The organism is Pseudomonas imrae, assembly GCF_046352735.2.
GTDB classification, from domain to species: domain Bacteria; phylum Pseudomonadota; class Gammaproteobacteria; order Pseudomonadales; family Pseudomonadaceae; genus Aquipseudomonas; species Aquipseudomonas imrae.
Map to the genome: position 1 here is coordinate 792,128 of NZ_CP110853.2, position 17,104 is coordinate 809,231.

General features: G+C 59.9%; 17 protein-coding genes and 1 pseudogene. 13 read left to right on the top strand and 5 right to left on the bottom strand.

Annotated features, from left to right (window positions below):
• Positions 1–5 precede the first annotated feature (5 nt).
• Positions 6–296, top strand: coding sequence for a muconolactone Delta-isomerase (gene catC, locus OQ460_RS03455; protein ID WP_410020507.1), 291 nt, complete (start codon positions 6–8; stop codon positions 294–296).
• Positions 297–337: 41 nt separating this feature from the next.
• Positions 338–1,267 carry a catechol 1,2-dioxygenase gene (gene catA, locus OQ460_RS03460; protein ID WP_410020508.1) on the top strand — a complete coding sequence of 310 codons (930 nt, stop codon included), beginning with the start codon at positions 338–340 and terminating at the stop codon, positions 1,265–1,267.
• Positions 1,268–1,338: 71 nt separating this feature from the next.
• Here catA and OQ460_RS03465 read toward each other — a convergent pair whose 3' ends face one another.
• The gene (locus OQ460_RS03465; protein ID WP_410020509.1) at positions 1,339–1,812 is read right to left on the bottom strand and encodes an Lrp/AsnC family transcriptional regulator; all 474 of its coding nucleotides are present in this window, start codon (positions 1,810–1,812) and stop codon (positions 1,339–1,341) included.
• 142 nt (positions 1,813–1,954) lie between these two features.
• On the opposite strand from OQ460_RS03465, the gene kynU reads away from it, so the two are divergent.
• On the top strand, positions 1,955–3,205 hold the full coding sequence (kynU, locus tag OQ460_RS03470; RefSeq protein ID WP_410020510.1) for a kynureninase: 1,251 nt from the start codon (positions 1,955–1,957) through the stop codon (positions 3,203–3,205).
• Between the two features lie 82 nt (positions 3,206–3,287).
• Positions 3,288–4,694 (top strand): amino acid permease, encoded by a 1,407-nt coding sequence (locus OQ460_RS03475; protein ID WP_410020511.1) that lies wholly within the window; start codon positions 3,288–3,290, stop codon positions 4,692–4,694.
• On the opposite strand, the gene OQ460_RS03480 is transcribed toward OQ460_RS03475, so the two are convergent.
• Positions 4,640–5,536 (bottom strand): LysR substrate-binding domain-containing protein, encoded by an 897-nt coding sequence (locus tag OQ460_RS03480; protein WP_410020512.1) that lies wholly within the window; start codon positions 5,534–5,536, stop codon positions 4,640–4,642. The two genes, OQ460_RS03475 and OQ460_RS03480, sit on opposite strands and share 55 nt — an antisense overlap.
• Positions 5,537–5,712: 176 nt before the next feature.
• On the opposite strand from OQ460_RS03480, the gene OQ460_RS03485 reads away from it, so the two are divergent.
• From OQ460_RS03485 to OQ460_RS03500, 4 genes are all read left to right on the top strand, one after another.
• Positions 5,713–6,477, top strand: coding sequence for a sulfite exporter TauE/SafE family protein (locus OQ460_RS03485; RefSeq protein WP_410020513.1), 765 nt, complete (start codon positions 5,713–5,715; stop codon positions 6,475–6,477).
• A gap of 132 nt (positions 6,478–6,609) precedes the next feature.
• Positions 6,610–7,200 (top strand): NAD(P)H-dependent oxidoreductase, encoded by a 591-nt coding sequence (locus OQ460_RS03490; RefSeq protein ID WP_410020514.1) that lies wholly within the window; start codon positions 6,610–6,612, stop codon positions 7,198–7,200.
• Between the two features lie 41 nt (positions 7,201–7,241).
• Positions 7,242–8,138, top strand: a complete 897-nt coding sequence (locus OQ460_RS03495) for a LysR substrate-binding domain-containing protein (protein WP_410020515.1) — start codon at positions 7,242–7,244, stop codon at positions 8,136–8,138.
• A gap of 85 nt (positions 8,139–8,223) precedes the next feature.
• Positions 8,224–9,669, top strand: coding sequence for a SulP family inorganic anion transporter (locus tag OQ460_RS03500; protein ID WP_410020516.1), 1,446 nt, complete (start codon positions 8,224–8,226; stop codon positions 9,667–9,669).
• A 33-nt stretch (positions 9,670–9,702) separates the two neighbouring features.
• Here OQ460_RS03500 and OQ460_RS03505 read toward each other — a convergent pair whose 3' ends face one another.
• Positions 9,703–10,086 carry a lysozyme inhibitor LprI family protein gene (locus OQ460_RS03505; RefSeq protein WP_410020517.1) on the bottom strand — a complete coding sequence of 128 codons (384 nt, stop codon included), beginning with the start codon at positions 10,084–10,086 and terminating at the stop codon, positions 9,703–9,705.
• Between the two features lie 250 nt (positions 10,087–10,336).
• Between OQ460_RS03505 and OQ460_RS03510 the strand changes: the two genes are divergently transcribed.
• From OQ460_RS03510 to OQ460_RS03530, 5 genes are all read left to right on the top strand, one after another.
• On the top strand, positions 10,337–11,686 hold the full coding sequence (locus tag OQ460_RS03510; protein ID WP_410020518.1) for a gluconate:H+ symporter: 1,350 nt from the start codon (positions 10,337–10,339) through the stop codon (positions 11,684–11,686).
• Between the two features lie 11 nt (positions 11,687–11,697).
• Complete coding sequence (locus tag OQ460_RS03515; protein WP_410020519.1) at positions 11,698–12,558, top strand: MurR/RpiR family transcriptional regulator; 861 nt, start codon at positions 11,698–11,700, stop codon at positions 12,556–12,558.
• 1 nt (position 12,559) lies between these two features.
• Positions 12,560–14,023: an N-acyl-D-amino-acid deacylase family protein gene (locus OQ460_RS03520; RefSeq protein ID WP_410020520.1), complete on the top strand. Its 1,464-nt coding sequence runs from the start codon at positions 12,560–12,562 to the stop codon at positions 14,021–14,023.
• Positions 14,024–14,052: 29 nt separating this feature from the next.
• The gene (locus tag OQ460_RS03525) at positions 14,053–14,421 is read left to right on the top strand and encodes a glyoxalase superfamily protein (RefSeq protein ID WP_410020521.1); all 369 of its coding nucleotides are present in this window, start codon (positions 14,053–14,055) and stop codon (positions 14,419–14,421) included.
• 476 nt (positions 14,422–14,897) lie between these two features.
• Positions 14,898–15,083, top strand: coding sequence for a hypothetical protein (locus tag OQ460_RS03530; RefSeq protein WP_410020522.1), 186 nt, complete (start codon positions 14,898–14,900; stop codon positions 15,081–15,083).
• Here the strand turns inward: OQ460_RS03530 and OQ460_RS03535 are convergent.
• Complete coding sequence (locus OQ460_RS03535) at positions 15,064–15,927, bottom strand: methyl-accepting chemotaxis protein (protein WP_410021919.1); 864 nt, start codon at positions 15,925–15,927, stop codon at positions 15,064–15,066. The two genes, OQ460_RS03530 and OQ460_RS03535, sit on opposite strands and share 20 nt — an antisense overlap.
• A pseudogene (locus OQ460_RS03540) lies at positions 15,919–16,983 on the bottom strand (methyl-accepting chemotaxis protein); the annotation flags it as partial. The pseudogene OQ460_RS03540 and the gene OQ460_RS03535, both read right to left, overlap by 9 nt.
• Positions 16,984–17,104: the final 121 nt, after the last annotated feature.

Sequence of the window (17,104 nt, forward strand, 5' to 3'; positions counted from 1 at the left end):
CTGCGATGTTGTTCCACGTAAAAATGACCGTGAACCTGCCCCTCGACATGAACCCCGAGCGCGCCGCTGCCCTCAAGGCCGACGAAAAAGCCCTCGCGCAACGCCTGCAACAACAAGGCAAATGGCGGCACCTGTGGCGTATCGCCGGGCTCTACGCCAACTACAGCGTGTTTGACGTCGACAGCGTGCAAGAACTGCATGACCTGCTGATGCAACTGCCGCTCTATCCCTACATGGCTATCGAAGTGAATGCCCTGTGCCGGCATCCCTCCTCGATCCATGAGGATGATCGCTGAGTCTGTCTAGCCCCCAATAACTACAAGATGAGGATTGCACCATGTCTATCCGACTGTCCCAGACTGCCCATGCCCAACAATTTCTCGAAGAGGTCAGCGGTAACCTCAATGATGCCGGTAACCCGCGAGCCAAGGCGCTGATCTATCGAATCCTGCGGGACACGGTAAATATCATCGAAGACCTTGAAGTCACTCCGCAAGAATTCTGGAAGGCGGTCAACTACCTCAACGAGTTGGGCAAAAACCAGGAAGCCGGGTTGCTGGTCGCAGGCCTGGGCCTGGAGCATTATCTGGACCTGTTGATGGATGAGGCGGACAAGGAGGCCGGCAAGACCGGCGGTACACCGCGCACCATCGAAGGGCCACTGTATGTAGCGGGCGCGCCGCTGTGCAAATACGAGGCGCGGCTGGATGACGGGCTCGACCCGGGCGTGCCGCTGTTCATGCGCGGCCAGGTGCGGAACATCCAGGGCAAACCGGTGGCTGGAGCCGTTGTCGATGTGTGGCAAGCCAATACCGGCGGCACGTACTCCTGGTTCGACGACACTCAATCGGCGTTCAACCTGCGACGTCGGATCGAAACCGATGCCCAGGGCAATTACCGTTTTCGCAGCATCGTGCCGTCCGGCTACGGCTGCCCGCCGAATGGTCCGACGCAGCAATTACTTGATCAATTGGGGCGCCACGGACAGCGGCCGGCGCATATCCACTTCTTCATCTCGGCGCCGGGCCATCGGCACCTGACGACCCAGATCAACCTGTCGGGCGATCCGTACCTGCACGATGACTTTGCTTATGCCACGCGCGATGAGCTGATTGCCGAGATTCGTTTCAGCGAGGATCAGGACCTGGCACGGGAGTTTGGCGTGCAGGGTCGGTTTGCGCAGATTGATTTTGACTTTGAGTTGCAGCCGGCAGTGGTGGCGCTGGAACAGACGCGCATGGAGCGGGTCAGGGCACTGGAGGAGTGATGTGGGGTTGGTGCCGGGCTTTAGGCCGGCCCTCACCCTAACCCTCTCCCCTATGGGGAGAGGGCCCCTTCTTACTTGCGGACCACCAAGTCCAGCAGTTCATCCCGGTCCTTGATCTTCTGCAGCACAATCTCTGAACGTATATCCATCACCCCCGCCGTACGGTTCAGGTGGTTCACGATAAAGTCCGAAAAGTGCTTGAGATTGCGCGCCTGCACCCGCAGCACATAGTTGCTGGCACCGGTAATCACATAGGCGCTCGCCACTTCGGGCCAGCCCTGGACCTTCTTGATAAATGTCTCGTGCCAGTCCGTCGCATCCTGGCGTAATGACAGATGGACGATGGCCTCCAGCTCAATGCCCAACTGTTCGGCGTTGAGCACTGCGCGATAACCACTGATCACGCCTTCGCTTTCCAGCAAGCGCAGGCGGCGCAGGCAGGCTGAGGGTGACAAGGCGACTTTCTCCGCCAGTTCCTGGTTACTGATACGGCCATCCTGTTGCAGGAAATGCAGAAGGCGCAGGTCGGTGGCGTCGAGAATCATGGTTTGAATTAATCCGCGGTTTTAGAGTTTAAATTCGAATTTCCTACGGCTTATTAAGCCAGTTGTAACGCACTTTGCACGAAAATTCTGCAAAGCTTCGTTCATTATTTGGCTCATTGTCACTATAAGAACAGGATTGATCATGACTACCCGAAACCACTGCCTGGCCCTCGACGAACACGATCCTCTGGCACCGCTGCGCAACCAGTTCGCCCTGCCTGACGGGGTGATCTACCTTGACGGCAACTCACTCGGCGCGCGCCCGGTGGCGGCTCTGGAGCGAGCGCAGGCAGTGATTGCCCAGGAGTGGGGCGATGGTTTGATCCGCAGTTGGAACAGTGCCGGCTGGGCTGACCTGTCCCAGCGCCTGGGCAATCGCCTGGCGCCGCTGATCGGCGCGGGTGACGGTGAGGTGGTGATTACCGATACCACCTCCATCAACCTGTTCAAGGTCCTCAGCGCGGCCCTGACCGTGCAGCGCGAGCGCCAGCCGCAGCGCAAGGTGATCGTCAGCGAGTCGAGCAATTTCCCGACCGATCTTTACATTGCCGAGGGCCTGGCCGAGCTGCTGCAACAGGGCTACGCCCTGCGTCTGGTGGACAGTCCTGAGGAACTGCCCCAGGTTATCGACCAGGACACGGCGGTGGTGATGATCACCCATGTCAATTACAAGACCGGCTACATGCATGACATGCAGGCGCTGACGGCCCTGAGTCACGAATGTGGCGCGCTGGCTATCTGGGACCTGGCGCATTCGGCCGGCGCGGTGCCGATTGATCTGCATCAGGCTGGCGCGGATTACGCCATCGGTTGCACTTATAAATACCTTAACGGCGGCCCGGGATCGCAAGCGTTTGTCTGGGTCAACCCGGCACTGGTGGAGGTTGCGCGCCAGCCATTGTCGGGCTGGTTCGGGCATAGCCGGCAGTTCGCGATGGAGCCTCAATACGCACCGGGACAGGGCATCACCCGCTATCTGTGCGGCACCCAGCCGATTACATCGCTGGCGATGGTCGAATGTGGCCTGGATATTTTTGCCCAGACCGACATGGCCAGCCTGCGCAACAAGTCCCTGGCGCTGACCGACCTGTTTATCGAACTGGTGCAAAGCCGCTGCGCCGCCCACGGCCTGACGCTGATTACCCCGCTCGACCATGCCAAGCGTGGCAGTCATGTGAGCTTTGAACATCCGCAAGGCTACGCCATCGTCCAGGCGCTGATCGCCCGTGGCGTGATTGGCGATTATCGCGAGCCGAAGATCATGCGTTTTGGCTTTACTCCGCTGTACACCAGCTTCACCGAGGTGTGGGATGCGGTAGACATCCTTGGCGAAATCCTTGATGGCGAAACCTGGGACCAACCGCAATTCAAAGTGCGCCACAGCGTCACCTGAAAACATCACAACCCTCATGTGGGATTGAGTGTTTCCATCGTGCAGTAAACAGTGCAATCACAATAATAAAGGGGCACGCCACGTGACCACGCCAGACAACGGCTTTGCAGAAATCACCAATCGCGAACTGGGCCTGCGGCGCCAGCTCACCTCCGGGCAAATGAGCATGATTGCCATCGGTGGCGCCATCGGCACCGGGCTGTTCATGGGAAGTGCATACGCTATCGGGTATGCCGGGCCCAGCGTGTTGGTCAGCTACGCCATCGGCGCGCTCATCACCTTGCTGTTGATGGGCTGCCTGGCGGAAATGACCGTGGCGCATTCAACCTCTGGCTCGTTCGGTGCCTATGCCGAGTTCTACGTGAGCCCCTTGGCCGGTTTTCTGGTGCGCTATGCCTATTGGGCGGCGATTGTGCTGGCGGTGGGCGCCGAGGTCACGGCGGTGGCGATGTACATGAAATACTGGTTCGCCAACGTCCCGGAATGGGTATGGATCGTGTCGTTCTCCAGCGTGCTGATTGTACTTAATGCGATCAGTGTGAAGACGTTTGGCACTTTTGAATACTGGTTCTCCACGATCAAGATCAGTGCCATCGTCGGCTTCATCATCCTCGCGGTGTATGTGGTATTCGGCTCTGGCAATCCAGAGTACGGCGTACAGAACTACACTGCCCACGGCGGCTTTTTCCCCAACGGTTTGAGCGGCATGTGGATCGCGGTGATCGTGTCAATCTTCAGCTACTTGAGCGTGGAGATGATCGCGGTGGCGGCCGGTGAGGCAGCAGACCCGGAGCAGGCGGTGAAGAAAGCCTTCCGCGCAACCATCGTGCGCCTGGTGGTGTTCTACCTGCTGACCCTGGCGCTGATGCTCGCCATCGTGCCGTGGACCCAGGCCGGCCACACCCAAAGCCCATTCGTTACGGTGATGCAGACCATTGGCATTCCGGGAGCCACCGGGGTGATGAACTTCGTGATCCTGATCGCCGCGCTGTCGGCGATGAATAGCCAGCTCTACATCACTACCCGGATGATGTTCAGTCTGTCCCGCGCCGGTTTCGCGCCAAAATCCATGGGGGCGCTGAGCAAAAGCGGGATCCCGCTGAACGCCTTGTTATTGTCCAGCTCGGGTATCGCCCTGGCCACCTTGCTCAACGTGGTGTACCCGGAAAGCTCGTTCACGCTGATGATGGCGATTTCGATGTTTGGCGCGATCTTCACCTGGTTCATGATCTTCCTGACCCACTTCTTTTTCCGCCGCTATCGCAAGCGCCACGGCGGACCGAAGTTGTCATTCGAGCTGCGGTTGTTTCCCTACAGCACACTGCTGGGCCTGGTGTTGATGGGCGCGGTGATGATCACCACCTTTTTTACCGACGCCTTCAAGATGACCCTGGTGTTTGGAGTGCCATTTTTGGTGATTCTTTCGGCGGTGTATTACGCATTTTTCCGCAAGGGTGCGGACAAGGCGTCAAGCAAGGCCTTGGCGTAACCCGGCAATTGCTCGAACGAGCGGGCGCATAACAGCAAGGTGCGGCAGGCCCAGTCCTCAGTCAGGGGCTGGGCCTTGAAGCCTTGTGGATGAGGCCAGCGCTGCAGCGCGGCCTGCGGCACAATGCCCAGGCCTGCGCCACGGGCGACCATGCGAATCAATCCATCAAAGCCATCGACACGAATCCGCGTCTGCAAGCGAAAGCCGGCATGCAGCGCCTGCTCTTCCAGGTACACCGCCAGCGCACTGCCTGCGGCTAAACCCACATAGTCGTATTGCAGGCTCTCGATAAAGCGGGTGGGTGTCGCGCTCAGCGGGTGAGCATTGGGCACGATCAATACCAGCGGGTCATCGTGAAACGGTCGGGTCTGCAAGCCGTGGGTATCTACCGCATCGGAAATGATCCCCAGGTCAGCCGCGCCTTGGCGCAGGGCGTGGGTGATACGCAGGCTTGGCAACTCCTGCAGGTCGATTTCCAGGTTGGGGTGCTGGCAAAGAAAATCCGCCAGCCGTTCCGGCAGGTATTCGCTGATGGCTGTGGTATTGCTCAGCAAGCGCACCTGGCCTTTGACCCCATTGGCGTATTCCGCCAGGTCTTGTTGCATGCGCGCGGCCTGTTGCAACAGCAACTGCGCATGGCGAGCCAGGGCCTTGCCTGCGGCAGTCGGGGTCACACCACGGCGGCCACGCTGCAGAAACTCAATGCCCAATGACGCCTCCATTGCCCGGATGCGCGCGCTGGCGGCGGCCAGGGAAAGGTGGCTACGGGCAGCACCGGCGGTGATGTTGCCGGTGTCGAGGATGTGCAGATAGAGGCGCAGGTCGGTCAGGTCAAAGTGCATGGCTTGAGTTCTCGGATGCCGGGGCGGGCAAGCCCGCACACATTTTGAATGTGTTCGCGGATAAAAATGTGGGAGCGGGCTTGCTTGCGATGAAACCATCAGCCTCACATAAAACAAGAGGCTGTCTCAGTATATGGTGAATTTCCAACCCCGCGCCAAACCCGCAGAATCGTCCCATGACCACCTTCCTCGCGTTCTACCAAAATCTGGGGCCAGCCCTGACTCTGCTGGTGTTCGGCACCTTCCTGGTGGCCGGCACCGTGAAGGGTGTGATCGGCCTGGGCCTGCCCACCGTCGCCATGGGCCTGCTCGGTTTGGCTATGTTGCCGGCGCAGGCTGCTGCCTTGCTGATCATTCCTTCGACGATCACCAATCTTTGGCAGTTGGCGTCCGGTGGCCATTTAAGGGGATTGATCGAACGCGTGTGGCCCATGCTCCTGTTGGTCTTTCTCGGCACAGTGCTTGGTTCTTTATGGTTGGGCATGAACGGTGGGCAGCAGGTGGTGCGGGCATTGGGGGCCGCCTTGTTGCTGTATGCCCTGAGCGGGCTGTTTTTGCCGACTCTCAAGCTCAAGCCTGCGACCGAACGTTGGCTGGGACCGATGTGCGGCCTTGTCACAGGGCTTATCACTTCGGCCACCGGTGTGTTTGTGATCCCGGCGGTGCCTTATCTGCAAGCCCTGGGCTTGAGTCGCGATCAGTTGGTACAAGCCCTGGGCTTATCCTTCACCGTATCTACCCTGGCGCTGGCGATCGGCCTGTACTGGCGCGGCAACCTGGGCGCCAGCGAACTCAACGCCTCGTTCCTGGCCCTGGCACCGGCGCTGCTGGGTATGTGGCTGGGGCAAACCCTACGCCAGCGCATCAGCGCGGTACTGTTCAAGCGCATGTTCTTCATCGGCATGGCTGCGTTGGGCGGACATTTGTTGCTAAACGCTTGAGGCATGTCGTGCAATAATCGACTTTTGATTCGTGCGTTTTTGTCAAAAGTATTTTACCCCGTCGAGGCTTATTCTGCCGTGGCGTCGTCGATAACCTGAGTCCATACATTCTCGACTTCAGGTTCGTTTCCCATGAAAAAAGTACTGTTGCTCAACGGCGGCAAAAAATTCGCCCATTCGGACGGTCGCTATAACAACACCCTGCACGATGCTGCGCTGGCGATATTGGACCGTGGTGGCATCGACGTGAAAGTGACCCACATCGACCAGGGTTACGACGTGGCTGAAGAAGTGGCGAAGTTTCTCTGGGCTGATGTGATCATCTATCAAATGCCCGGCTGGTGGATGGGCGCACCATGGATCGTCAAGAAATACATCGATGAGGTCTTCACCGAAGGTCACGGCAGCCTGTATGCCAGCGATGGCCGCACCCGCTCCGATGCCTCGCAGAAATACGGCAGCGGTGGCTTGATCCAGGGCAAGCAATACATGCTGTCGCTGACCTGGAACGCCCCGCAGGCAGCATTCGACGACCCCAGCGATTTCTTTGAAGCCAAAGGTGTGGATGCGGTGTACTTTCCGTTCCACAAGGCCAACCAGTTCCTGGGCATGACCGGCTTGCCGACCTTCCTCTGTGTGGACGTGATGAAGCGCCCGGCCATCGAGGCCGATGTGGCCCGTTACGAGCAACATCTGGCCCAGGTGTTTAACCTGAGTCTGTAATACGGCTAGTATCCAGGCTGGCGTATTAAAGAGAGTTCACCTTGAAAGCCCGATCCGATGAGCTACAGATATTCGTCTGCGTCATTGAGTGCGGATCGATCTCCGCCGCTGCCGAACAGGTCGGGCAAACCCCCTCGGCGGTCAGCCGCACATTGTCGCGTCTGGAAGCCAAGCTCGACACCACGTTGATCAACCGCACCACCCGGCGCATGGACCTGACCGAGGAGGGCAAGTATTTCTTCGAGCGGGCCAAGGTGATCCTGGAGCAAATGGACGAGTTGGAAGAGCGCTTGTCGTCGCGCCAGCAAACCCCTTCGGGGCGGCTGCGGATCAACGCGGCTTCACCCTTCATGCTGCACGCCATCGTGCCGTATGTTGCCGAGTTTCGGCGCTTGTACCCGCACATCCAGCTGGAGCTCAACAGCAACGATCTGATCATCGACCTGCTGGAGCAAAGCACCGACATCGCGATCCGCATCGGCACCCTGGCAAATTCGACCCTGCACGCCCGCTCGCTGGGTTGCAGTCCTCTGCATATTCTGGCCAGCCCCGCTTATCTGGAGCAGCACGGTATACCGACCACGGTGGCGGAGCTGGCGGACCACACGCTGCTGGGATTCACCCAGACCGAAACCCTCAATCATTGGCCGTTGCGCCATGCCGAGGGCGATCGCTGGCAGATCCAGCCAGGCCTTGCCGCCTCCAGCGGTGAAACGGTGCGCCAGTTGGCGCTGCAAGGACAGGGGATCGCCTGCCTGTCGCATTTCATGACCAACGACGACGTTCAGACCGGGCGCCTGCAGGTGATCCTGGCGCAGTTCAACAGCGGCTATCGTCAGCCGATCAACGCTGTGTACTACCGCAACTCGCAACTGGCCCTGCGCATTCAGTGTTTTCTGGACTTCATCCAGGACAAACTGGCTCGTTACGCTTGCTGAGGCGCGCGCGATCGGCCGCACTAGCCGCACTTCGCTCAATTCCGTACCATCCGCCGCTCATTTCCCGCAACTCCCCGGTAATTCCATGAAACTCGCTCGTCTGCGCGCTGACGCCCTGGCCGGACTCACCACGTCTTTTGCCTTGTTGCCCGAATGCATCGCCTTTGCCTTGGTGGCCCACCTCAATCCGCTGATGGGGCTGTATGGCGCATTCATCATCTGCACCCTGACCGCGTTGTTCGGCGGCCGGCCGGGCATGGTCTCCGGTGCCGCAGGGTCGATGGCCGTGGTGATCGTTGCCCTGGTGGTGCAGCACGGTGTTGAGTACTTGTTGGCCACAGTGTTGCTGGGCGGCTTGATCATGGTTGTCTTCGGCCTGTTGCGCCTGGGCAAGCTGATACGCATGGTGCCGCACCCGGTGATGCTGGGCTTCGTCAATGGCTTGGCGATCATCATTGCCCTGGCCCAACTCGAGCACTTCAAGAGCGGCGAAACCTGGCTCAGCGGTACGCCGCTGTATGTGATGAGCGGGCTGGTGATCGCGACCATGGCTATCGTCTACCTGCTGCCGCGCCTGACGCGTGCGGTACCGCCGGCCTTGGTGGCGATCCTTGGCGTGGGCCTGGCGGTTTACTTGCTGGGCCTGCCCACGCGCACCCTGGGTGATATGGCGCATATCGCCGGGGGGCTGCCGAGCTTCGCATTGCCGCAGATTCCCTGGACCCTGGAAACCCTGGGGATCATCGCACCCTATGCGATCCTGATGGCCATGGTCGGTCTGCTGGAGACCCTGCTGACCTTGAACCTCACCGATGAAATTACCGAGACCCGCGGCTACCCTGATCGTGAAAGCGTGGCCCTCGGAGCCGCCAATATGGTCAGCGGAGTGTTCGGCGGCATGGGCGGTTGCGCGATGATCGGGCAAACCGTGATCAACCTCAGTTCCGGTGGGCGCGGGCGGTTTTCCGGGGTTTTGGCCGGGGTCATGATCCTGTTGTTCATTCTGTTTCTGTCACCGCTGATCGAGCGGATACCCCTGGCAGCGCTGGTCGGGGTGATGTTCGTGGTGTCCCAGCAGACTTTTGCCTGGGCCTCTCTGCGGGTGATCAACAAGGTCCCGCTGAACGACGTTTTGGTGATCATCGCGGTGACGGTGATCACGGTATTCACCGACCTGGCCACTGCCGTGCTCTGCGGGATCGTGATTGCCGCACTTAATTTTGCCTGGCAACAGGCCCGCGAGCTGTACGCCGACCAACATCTGGAGGCTGATGGCAGCAAACTCTATCGGCTGCACGGCACCTTGTTCTTTGCCTCGACCACGCCGTTTCTCAATCAGTTCGACCCGGCCAACGATCCGCAGCAGGTGACCCTGGATTGTCGTCACTTGAGCTTTGTCGACTACTCGGCCATTGCGGCGCTGATGACCCTGCGCGAGCGCTACACCAAGGCCGGCAAGCATCTGCGGGTGCTGTATCTGTCCGAGCGTTGCAAGAAACTGCTCAAGCGCGCGCGAGTGGGCCACGACTGACCACAGCCCCTCGCTCCTGCAGAATGTCGCGGGTTATGGTCCGACGAGGTTTTCCAGTTCATCGGCGCGGGTCTGGGTCATGTCCAGCAAGCAACTGGAGCCGTTGACCTGATCGATGCTGCCGCCCGTGGCGGAGCCGGCAAACGCACAATTGGCATCCCGATACTTGATCCACAAGCGCTGCACATCCTGCAATTGCTGTTTGCGCGCGCCTTCATGAGCGGCCATGGCGGTTTTGTACGCCGTGTTCAGCCGCTTGTCCTGAACCTTGGTTTCATTGGCGTTACAGCCGACCATCGCGGCCGTGGTGTTGGCGCTGTCCATGCATTTTTGCAGCGCCGGGTTGCTGGCCGCGGCTGATGTAGGGCCGCATAAGGCCAGCAGTAGCGCGCTGGCGACGAGGGCTTTAGGTTTCATGGCTGCTAATCCTTAGGGTGATTCGGTACGCAAGGTATGACCTGGCGTAGGCATTCGAGTTTCCTGTGTTGTTGCCAACCCTCATGTAAGAACGGTCCCCTGATTTTCATCTTTTGTCTGCAGGCATATCTCGACGCGACAGTACTTGCCTGAAGGCGAAAATTACTTTCATAAAGTTTGAAAGTGCTCATCGGTAATGCTTTAAGAGTTTCACGACGTATTCGACGTGACCCTTTCCGAGGAGTACCGCATGGCCGCATCACCGGGCGTTTGGTTATTGGCATACGCTGCCATCGCCATCATTGCATTGATCGTGCTGATCGCACGTTACCGGCTTAACCCGTTTATCGTCATCACCCTGGTGTCCATTGGCCTGGCGCTGCTGGCCGGAATGCCGGCGGATACGATCATGGGTTCCTACGAGGCGGGCGTCGGCAAGACCCTGGGACATATCGCGCTGGTGGTGGCCCTGGGCACGATGCTCGGCAAGATGATGGCCGAGTCCGGTGGCGCCGAGCAGGTGGCGCGCACGCTTATCGACCGCTTCGGCGAGCGCAATGCCCATTGGGCCATGGTGTGCATCGCGTTCCTGGTGGGTCTGCCGCTGTTCTTCGAAGTCGGTTTCGTGCTGCTGGTGCCGATTGCCTTTACCGTGGCCCGGCGTGTGGGCGTGTCGATCCTGATGGTCGGCCTGCCGATGGTTGCCGGTCTCTCGGTGGTACACGCGCTGGTGCCGCCGCACCCGGCGGCGATGATGGCCGTACTGGCCTATAACGCTTCGGTCGGGCAGACCGTGCTCTACGCGATCCTGATCGGTATCCCGACTGCGATCATTGCCGGCCCGGTGTATGCAAAGTTCATCGTGCCACGCATCCACCTGCCCGCCGAAAACCCGCTGGAACGCCAGTTCATCGATCGCGAGCCGCGTACCCGCCTGCCGAGTTTCGCCCTGACCATGGGCACTATCCTGTTGCCGGTGGTGTTGATGATGATTGGCGGCTGGGCCAATCTCATCTCCATACCCGGCACGGCGTTCAACCAGTTCCTGTTGTTTATCGGCAACTCGGTGATCGCCTTGCTGGTGGCGACGCTGGTGAGTTTCTGGACCCTGGGTCTGGCCCAAGGCTTCAATCGTGAATCGATCCTCAGGTTCACCAACGAATGCCTGGCGCCGACCGCCAGCATTACCTTGCTGGTGGGCGCTGGTGGTGGTCTCAATCGGATTCTGGTGGATGCGGGCGTTACCCATGAAATTCTCGGCCTGGCCAATGCCTTCAACTTATCGCCGCTGGTGATGGGCTGGCTGTTTGCGGCATTGATGCGGATTGCCACGGGCTCCGCGACGGTGGCCATGACCACGGCGTCAGGTGTTGTCGCGCCCGTTGCCCTGGGCCTGGGTTATCCGCACCCGGAATTGCTGGTGCTGGCGACCGGAGCTGGTTCGGTAATCTTTTCCCACGTCAATGACGGCGGCTTCTGGCTGATCAAGGAATACTTCAATATGACGGTAATCCAGACCTTCAAAACCTGGACCGTGCTGGAGACCCTGATCTCACTGGTCGCGTTCGGTCTGACTTACGGTCTGTCCTGCCTGCTGTAATCGGAGACCTCATGGATATCCTCTACCAGATCCGCGCCCGCCAGGATTCGTTCAGCGCCGGCGAAGGGCGCATCGCCAGGTTGATGCTCGAGGATGTCGGCTTTGCCGCGTCCGCCAGTCTCGAAGCGTTGTCCCAACGGGCCGAGGTGAGTACCGCCACCTTGTCGCGCTTTGCCCGCAGCGTGGGCTGCCGTGACTTGCGTGACCTGCGCTTGCAACTGGCCCAGGCCAGCGGCGTCGGCAGTCGCTTCCTGGACCCGGCGGGATTGCCTGAGCAGTCGGCGTTTCATCGGCAGATCCTCGGTGATATCGAAGTGACCTTGCGCCAGCATTTGTCGGGCTTTAACCAGAGCAGCTTTATCGACGCCGTGAGCTTGCTGGGCAAGGCTCGAATGATTCATGCCTTTGGCATGGGTGGGCCATCCAACCTGTGCAGCGAGGAGTTACAGGTACGCCTGGTGCGCCTGGGGTATCCGATCGCCGCCTGTCACGACCCGGTGATGATGCGCGTGACGGCCGCCACGCTGGGGCCGGAGCACGTGTTGATTGTGTGTTCCCTGACTGGCCTCACGCCTGAACTGCTGGGCGTGGTGGAACTGGCCAGCAACTATGGCGCGCGGATTATCGCTATCACCCTGGCCGATTCGCCGCTGGCGCAATTAGCGGATGTGTTGTTGGCGCTGCAACCGGCCGAAACCAGTTTTATCTACAAACCCACGGCGGCGCGTTACGGCATGTTGTTGGCCATCGATGTGCTCGCCACCGAGCTGGCGCTGGACAAACCGGATGACAACCAGGAGCGCCTGCGTCGGATCAAGCTGGCCCTTGACGATTATCGCGGCGGCGCCGATTGCCTGCCGCTTGGAGACTGAGATGAAGTACCACACGCTGATCCGTAACGCGCGGGTGATTGATGGCAGTAATACGCCGGGTTACGTCGCCGATGTGGGGTTGCTGGATGGGCGCATCGCCAGGATCGGCGACTTGTCGGGTGCCAGCGCCGAGCATGAGATCGACGCTGCGGGGCAGGTCCTGGCCCCAGGTTTTATCGACGTCCACACCCATGACGACACGGTAGTGATCCGCCAGCCGCAGATGCTGCCCAAGCTCAGTCAAGGCGTGACCACGGTGATTGTCGGTAACTGCGGTATCAGTGCCTCACCGGTAAGTCTGCGCGGCGATCCACCCGACCCGATGAACTTGTTGGGCCAGGCCGAGGCGTTCGTCTACCCGCGTTTTGCCGACTATCGCGCCGCGGTGCAAAACGCTCGTCCAGCGCTGAATGTGGCCGCCCTGATCGGCCACACCGCATTGCGCAGCAACCATATGGACGATCTGTATCGCAGCGCCACATCCGGAGAAATCGCCGCGATGCGCGAGCAGTTGCGAGAAAGCCTGGAGGCCGGCGCCCTGGGCTTGTCCACCGGGCTGGCCTACGCCAGTGCCTACAGCGCCGCGACGGATGAAGTGCTGCAACTAAGCGAAGAACTGACCGCGTTTGGCGCGGTGTATACCACCCATTTACGCAGCGAATTCGAACCGGTGTTGGAGGCCATGGACGAAGCCTTCCTGATCGGCCGTCACGCCAAGGCGCCGGTGATCATTTCCCACCTCAAATGCGCGGGCGCCGGAAACTGGGGGCGTAGCCCGCAGTTGCTGGCATCGCTGGAGCAGGCGGCGAAAACCCATCCGGTAGGTTGTGATTGCTATCCCTATGCGGCGAGTTCCTCGACGCTTGACCTCAAGCAAGTCACCGATGCGTTTCGTATCACCATCACCTGGTCGACACCGCACCCGGATATGGGCGGGCGGGACTTGCAGGACATCGCCGCGCAATGGGACGTGCCGCTGATCGACGCGGCCCGCCGCCTGCAACCGGCAGGGGCGGTGTATTACGGGATGGATGAAGCCGATGTGCAACGCATCCTTGCACATCCGCTGTCGATGGTGGGTTCCGATGGCCTGCCAGAGGACCCGTTTCCTCATCCGCGGTTATGGGGCGCTTTTCCACGGGTGCTCGGCCATTTCAGTCGTGACCTGGGGCTGTTCCCGTTGCACACGGCGGTACATAAGATGACCGGTCTGTCGGCGGCGCGGTTTGGCTTGTCGCAGCGCGGTGAGATCCGCGAAGGACATTGGGCTGACCTGGTGCTGTTCGACCCGTTGCGGGTGCGGGATGTCGCTGACTTCAAAGATCCCCAGCGGGCCGCTGAAGGCATCGATGGTGTGTGGATCAACGGGGTGTTGAGTTATCGCGACGGTCAGGCCAACGGTCAGCGACCGGGGCGATTCCTGGCGCGCAGCGGGGATTTGCGGCAGGGTTTCAAGGCTCTATAGTGGCCGCTCATAAACAGGGAGCCATCACTATGCACTTAGGAAGCATCACCCCCATCCTGCGGATCTTCGACGAGACCAAGGCCCTTGAATTCTACGTCGGTTTCCTGGGGTTCAAGGTCGATTGGCAGCATCGATTCGAAGAAAACTTCCCGTTGTACCTGCAGGTGTCGTCGGGGGCGTGTGTAGTGCATTTGTCCGAGCACCATGGCGATGCTTCGCCGGGGGCAGCGGTGCGGATCCAGGCTGAAGGCATCGACGCGTACCAGCAACAATTGTTGGCCAGGGATTACCGCTATGCCAAGCCCGAGGTCGAAGAAACGCCCTGGGGTACCCGGGAGATGAGCATCAAGGATCCGTTTGGCAATCGGCTGGTGTTTGTCGAGGAGGGCAAGGGCTGATCGCGGAGTTGCAGGCAATAAAAAACCGCCTTAGTAGGGCGGTTTTTTATTGCAGTCCCAGCTTTTGGCTGAGCTTGCATGCTCACAGGAAACAACGACATGAACGCGATATTACTGTCGCTTCAGGCTTCGTGCAAGCCATGAAGATGAGTAGTAATTAAATTCTACTGAACTGTGTTTTGCAAAAAATGGCAACAGATTTCAAGGAACCAAACAGTGCGTTTGGTCCCCGCCTGTAACACCTTAAGCCCAGAGGTCGAGTTAGTATCTTCCCCGTTCTGCGTTCGTTGTTATGTAAGTTGGCTGGGGTCGCGCGCAAAATTTGGACCGACCGCCACGGGCTTGTAATCCGTGCCGGAGTCATGCGGAAGGACCACCCACCTGGCCACCTCACAGGAAACAACGACCTGAATCCGAAGGCCCACGTGTTCCGGTAAGTGTGCTGGAGGTAAGGCCCAACTGATGGAGGGCCGAGTATGTCTAAGTTTGCACGACGTACGTGGAACCTCGTAGTGAACTCCCTGCGTGTTTATCACGTGTGGAAGTACCTGCGGGACAGCTTTGATGACCGTAAAGGTCTGATCAGCGGGAGCCGCCCCGGTTTTGGCCAGGGCGGCTTTTTTGCGTTTTGCGCCAGGGCATCTACACCCGGAAATGGCTGACCATCTGCTGCAACTGGCTGCCCAGGCGCGCCAGTTCCACGCTCGACTTGGCCGTTTCGTCACTGGCGGTGGCGGTTTGTTCCGACACGTCGCGTACGTTGACAATGCTGCGGCTGATCTCTTCGGCCACGGCGCTTTGCTGTTCGGCCGCCGCTGCAATCTGCTGGTTCATTGACTGGATATTCGACACCGTGCGGGTGATGCTCTCCAGTGAAAGGCCGGCCTTGCGGGTCAGTTCGACGCTGCTGTCGGTGAGGCTGCGGCTGTTGTTCATCACACTGGCGACTTGCTGGGTGCCGTTCTGCAAGCCGGCGACCAGGCCTTCGATTTCCTCGGTGGATTTCTGTGTCCGCTGGGCCAGGCCACGGACCTCGTCGGCGACCACGGCAAACCCACGCCCGGCCTCACCGGCACGGGCAGCCTCGATCGCCGCGTTGAGCGCCAACAGATTGGTCTGTTCGGCCACGGCCTTGATCACATCCATCACGCTGCCGATTTTGTTGCTCTCTTGTTGCAGGTGCGCCATCGCGTCGGTGGAGCGTGCCACTTCCGCGGCCAGGCGTTCGATCTGGGCGATGGCTTCGGCCACCACCTTGTCGCCTGCGCGGGCTTCGCCATCGGCATCCGATGCGGCGCGGGAGGCTTGTTCTGCATTGCGCGCGACTTCCTGCACGGTGGCGGTCATCTCGTGCATGGCGGTAGCCACTTGATCAGTCTCGATCTTTTGGCTGTTGACCCCGGCGCTGGTCTGTTCGGTCACGGCCGACAGCTCTTCGGCGGCGCTGGCGATCTGGGTAACACCGTCACGGATACCCGAAATCAACTCGCGCAGCGTGGTACCCATGCGCTGGATACCTTGTTGCAGCACTCCCAACTCGTCGCGTCGGGTGACTTGGATGTCGTGGCTCAAGTCACCGGAGGCGATGCGGTCGACCACGGCAAGGGTCTCTTGCAGTGGACGGGTGATCTGCCGGGTGATGATCACGGCGGCGATGATGCCCACCAGCAATGCCAGGAGTGTGCTGATCAGTTGCAGGCTGCGAGCCTGGACGCTTTCGGCATCGCGACGTTGCACTTGAATGTCATACAGCGCGTTGCTGCGCGAAACAATGCCGGCACCCTGTACGGTCATTTCCTGGCGGGCGACGACGATATTGGCGTTGGCCGCTTTATATGCCTGCACCGCGTTGCGATAGGCACCCAGGGCATTTTCCAGGGCCGCCAGCTCGGTTCGCTGGCTGGCGTCGAATACGCTGTCCAGGGCTTTCAGGCTGGTGATCGCGGTCTCGATCTGTGCCGCTGCGCGGGCCTCGGTGTCCGGATTGACGCTGCCGGTGTAGCCGCGCACTTCATAGCGGGCCAGCAGGAACTGTTCCTTGGCACGGGCAAGGGCCTCGAACTGGGCAGAGCGTTCGGTGCCTTCTGGCAACTGACGCACATTGCGCTCCAGGGCGGTGATCACCAGGCTGGCGGCGTCGGCGCGGTCGCCCATGGTCTGGCGTGCGGCATTGCCGTTGCGGTATGCCTCGCGCATTTTGGTCAACGACTGCTGGTAGGCGGTGATGATGTCTTTCTGCTCGTTGAGCAACTTGAGGTTTTCCGGGCTCTTGAAGCGGTTGATCAGCTTCTGCTGCTGGGCGGAAAAACTGTCGAGGCTGGCTTGCACGTCTTGAGCCACGCTTTCGTCGCCGTTGGCCAACATGTACTGCAGACGCACGATGCGCAGTTTGGTCAGCGAGGCGTTGAGCTGGGTGATGTCACTCATCCAGTTGCTGCGGTCGATCAGACCGCCCAGGCTGGTCCAGCCAGTCAGTGCCAGGATCGAGGTAAGGGTCAGCACCAGGCCGAAGCCCAGGCCCAGTTTCAAGTTGACGCTGAGGTTGGCGAACCAGTTGTTCATCGAATGCCTCCAGGCACGCAGTTGTTATCGGTTTGTGTCGCTGGAGGTTTTTGTTTTTAAGACCCAGCACAACGGTGTAAGGAGGTATCGGCTAGAAAACCGTCAACTGAAGTAAAGTTTC